Origin of the sequence: Pedobacter sp. (assembly GCF_045627485.1) — a bacterium.
Taxonomy (GTDB): Bacteria; Bacteroidota; Bacteroidia; order Sphingobacteriales; family Sphingobacteriaceae; genus Pedobacter.
Genome location: NZ_JAZQNU010000167.1, coordinates 1 through 4,089, shown reverse-complemented (window position 1 = coordinate 4,089; position 4,089 = coordinate 1). Strand labels below are relative to the sequence as shown.

Sequence of the window (4,089 nt, the reverse complement as noted above, 5' to 3'; positions counted from 1 at the left end):
CCTTGCTCAGCGTGGCCAATGAAGAAGGTGTAGGTATTACCGAATTTACGGTGGCCCCACAGGTAACCGATCCTGATGGTGGATTGCCATACCATGAGTGGTTCATAGAGTTTTCAAAGGCGCCGGAAGACCTGTTGCGCTTTAGCAAAAAGGTGGACGAAGCCCTGCAAAAGAAAAATATTTACTATTTTGACCTGATTGAAGGTAAAATATTGCAGCCCCTCATCATCCGGAGCCTGCAAAAAGAAGCCTTTGTGAATTATATGCGTGCAGAAGGTAAACTGGGAGGACAGAACAAAGTTCCTCGTTTAGCCAACGACAGGAAAATTGCCGATGGCTTAAACAAATACAGGGTTAAATAACATCGTCTGCAAAAAGACGTTTAGAGGAGATAAAACAATTGACAATTAAAAATATAAGCATACTAGGGTCTACCGGGTCTATTGGCACGCAAGCCCTGGAAGTTGTTCAGGCTAATCCCGAACGCTATCGGGTTGTTGCACTAACGGCTATGCATAATGATGAGTTACTCATTCAGCAAGCATTAGCATTTAAGCCAGCGATGGTAGTGATTTGTAATGAGCAAAAATATGTAAAAGTAAAACAGGCCCTGGCTGGAACCGGCATTCAAGTGCTCACTGGCGAAGATGCTCTTTGCGAAGCGGCAAGTATAGCAGAAGCAAACCTGGTGATCACGGCACTGGTTGGATCGGTGGGTTTACGCCCTACGATTGCAGCTATTGAAGCGGGAAAAGACATTGGATTAGCGAATAAAGAAACGCTTGTAGTGGCGGGAGAATTGATTACCGCTTTGGCTAAAAAACACCAGGTGAAGATTATTCCTGTAGATTCAGAACATTCGGCTATTTTCCAATGCCTGGTAGGCGAGGAAGAGAATGCCGTGGAGAAGATTTATTTAACAGCTTCAGGCGGACCATTTCGTGGCAAAGACCGCGATTATTTAGCACAGGTAACCAAATTACAGGCTTTAAAACATCCAAACTGGGTAATGGGCGCAAAGATCACGATCGATTCTGCTTCGATGATGAACAAAGGCCTGGAGGTGATTGAAGCCAAATGGTTGTTTGACCTGGAGGCCGATCAAATTGATGTGATTATCCATCCACAGTCGGTAATACATTCCATTGTACAGTTTGAAGACGGATCCATGAAAGCGCAACTCGGTTTACCCGATATGAAGCTGCCAATCCATTATGCTCTGGCTTATCCTAGAAGGTTAGAGAGCAAATTCCCAAGGTTTAATTTTCTGGACTATCCCTCATTAACCTTTTATCCACCCGATAATGAGAGTTTCAGAAATCTGGATTTAGCCTTTTCGGCGATGAAACAAGGCGGTAATATGCCATGTATTGTGAATGCTGCCAATGAAGTGGCGGTAAATGCGTTTTTGGAAGACCGCGTGGGTTTCCTGGAAATGAGTGACATTATTGAACGGTGTATGGCTGAAATGCGGTTTGTTGGACAACCCACGCTGCATAATTATTTAGAAACCGACCAGCATACCCGTATATTTGCCGGCGAACTGGTAACAAAGTAAAATTTATTTATCTAATTAAAAAACATTAAAACTATATATGAGCGGACTGATTATGGCGGCCCAGTTGTTACTGGGGTTATCGATATTAGTAATACTACACGAATTAGGACATTTTTTAGCGGCGAGGGCTTTTGGGATTAAGGTAGAGAAGTTCTATTTGTTTTTCGATGCCTGGGGCGTAAAATTATTCAGTATCAAACGTGGCGATTGTGAATACGGCATCGGCTGGCTGCCTTTAGGTGGTTATGTTAAAATTGCAGGTATGATTGATGAGTCTATGGATACTGAACAGATGGCCCAGCCTGCACAGCCATGGGAATTCAGGTCTAAACCAGCCTGGCAGCGGTTAATAGTGATGTTAGGTGGGGTAGTGGTTAATATTATTGTGGGTATCCTTATTTTCTGGATGCTGACGTTCAAATATGGCGAAACCTTTATTCCGAACAGCTCGGTACAGAATGGAATTAATCCTGGTTCGATAGGTAAGGAAATTGGCTTGAAAAAAGGCGACCGTGTGATTGCGGTAAATGGCACTAAAGTGATCCGTTTCGAAGAATTGATTAGTCCGGAAGTGCTTTTAGGTAACACCAACCTGACGGTGGTGAGGGAAGGAAAAACCCTTTACATTAAGGTTCCAGACAATATTTTAAATAAGGTATCAGACTTAGGAATTGAAGAATTTATCAGCCGCACACCCCTGTTAACCTCAACGGTTGACACGGTGGTTGCCGACCGGCCAGCTTATGCTGCGGGTTTAAAGAAAGGCGACAGAATTGTAGCCGTTAACAATACTCCTGTAAAATACAATGTTGACGTTGCTGAAGAAGTTCAAAAGCTAAAGGGTAAGGAAGTAGCATTTACGGTGAAACGTGGAGGCCAAGACGTGAAATTGAACGTTCCGGTTGATACGGCTGGAACAGTAGGTATTGGATGGAATTTAAATGAAATAAAGATAGAAACCGTTCATTACGGCTTACTTCAGGCGCTTCCTATCGGGATTCATCAAGCCTGGGAACAATTTAGTACCAATGCTAAAGGTATTGGAAAAGTACTGACTGGTTCAGTTCAAGCGAACAAAGCTTTCTCCGGACCAGTGGAGATGGCGCGTAAGGTGTATGGTGGTGAGTGGATCTGGGCTAGATTCTGGGCCGCTACGGCGTTTATATCTATCGCCTTAGCGTTTATGAACCTTTTACCTATTCCTGCCTTAGACGGCGGCCATGTGGTTTTCTTGCTAATAGAAATGGTTAAAGGTAAACCGCTTGGGGATAAATTTATGGAAAGGGCACAGATGGTTGGTTTCGTAATTTTATTATCTTTAATGGTATTCGTACTCGGGAACGACATTTTTAAGGCCTTCCTCGGTAAATAACGCAACATGGATTATTTCGAACTATATGGTTTGCCTGTTACCTTTAACCCTGATCAAAAGGTGGTTAAACAGAAGTTCTATGAACTGAGTAAAAAGTTCCATCCTGATTTTCACATCAATGAAAGTGAGGAGAAGCAGGAGGAAGTGTTGCTACTGTCGACGATGAACAACAAGGCTTACCAGGTGCTGACTGATCCGCAAAAAAGGTTACATTACATTTTGGAACTAAAAGGTTTGATCCAGGAGGGCGAGAACTATGTTTTGCCTCAAGCGTTTCTAATGGACATGATGGAGGTGAACGAGGCGCTGATGGACCTGGAGTTCGAACCGGATGCAGCGAAGCTGCTGGAGGTGCGGATGCAGGTTGATGAGATCGAGAAAGGTTTATTTGACGAACTCTCTGCATTGACTACAGGCTTTGAAAATTTGCCTGAAGCGGAGCAACAGGAAGCGTTGTTGAAGATTAAAGATATTTACTACCGTAACAAGTATTTGTTGCGCATTGGCGAGACGCTGAGTAAGAAGTAGGTTGTTAACCTAATTATAGAAGGTTTTGTCCTTTGTTATTTTAGGGTTTACCCTTAGTTATTTTTTTAGAAGAGCGGCTGTATCATGTAAAAATGGTGCAGCCGCTTTTTCGTTTAGGGAAAGTCGACATAGACTGTTCCTAATTCCAGGTTGATTATAGGTTAAATCTGTAATGCGTCCAAGTTTTGAGTGAAAAACTTGGACGCAACTCGGACTGAACTTGGACTTAACTCGGAGTGAGTATAGGTTCATGTCAGCTCATATTGACGCGATTGTCCGGAAAACGTTAGTTTTCCAGGTACTGGGTGTTAAAGAATGTTTCGTTATTGTAAAGAGATAGGTGTTTATTTTTATTTTTTTTCGCAGGAGAATCTTTGGCTTTGATTCAGCGCTGCTTAGTTCCCCGAGGAGGCCTTCATTTGCAGTGCTTTTAATTGCCGTACCAAGCCGGGGAGGCCTGGGGTTGTTGGAAGTTAATGCAATGTCAAAAAGGCAATTAAAAATTTTTTAGTGGTTTGTTTGCTGTATTTTCGGCCAAACACACGATTAAATATATGAATAGTTTATCAATTTTTAGAAAAGTTGCTGTCCTGGAAGGAGTTTCTTACATTCTTTTATTATTTATTGCAAT

At 42.6% G+C, this 4,089-nt stretch carries 3 protein-coding genes and 1 pseudogene; all 4 read left to right on the top strand.

Going from position 1 to position 4,089, the window contains the following annotated elements; translation table 11 throughout:
- A pseudogene (locus ACR2F3_RS12875) lies at positions 1-362 on the top strand (hypothetical protein); the annotation flags it as partial.
- A gap of 44 nt (positions 363-406) precedes the next feature.
- Complete coding sequence (locus ACR2F3_RS12870; protein WP_432710381.1) at positions 407-1,558, top strand: 1-deoxy-D-xylulose-5-phosphate reductoisomerase; 1,152 nt, start codon at positions 407-409, stop codon at positions 1,556-1,558.
- Positions 1,559-1,595: 37 nt separating this feature from the next.
- A complete protein-coding gene (gene rseP, locus ACR2F3_RS12865; RefSeq protein WP_432710380.1) occupies positions 1,596-2,930 on the top strand; it encodes an RIP metalloprotease RseP in 1,335 nt (444 codons plus the stop codon).
- Between the two features lie 6 nt (positions 2,931-2,936).
- Positions 2,937-3,458: a Fe-S protein assembly co-chaperone HscB gene (gene hscB, locus ACR2F3_RS12860; protein ID WP_432710379.1), complete on the top strand. Its 522-nt coding sequence runs from the start codon at positions 2,937-2,939 to the stop codon at positions 3,456-3,458.
- The last annotated feature ends 631 nt before the right edge of the window (positions 3,459-4,089 follow it).

Excerpts from the sequence above, each read along its gene's own strand:
- rseP (WP_432710380.1), top strand. The coding sequence starts at position 1,596 with ATGAGCGGACTGATTATGGCGGCCCAGTTGTTACTGGGGTTATCGATA.
- hscB (WP_432710379.1), top strand. The coding sequence starts at position 2,937 with ATGGATTATTTCGAACTATATGGTTTGCCTGTTACCTTTAACCCTGAT.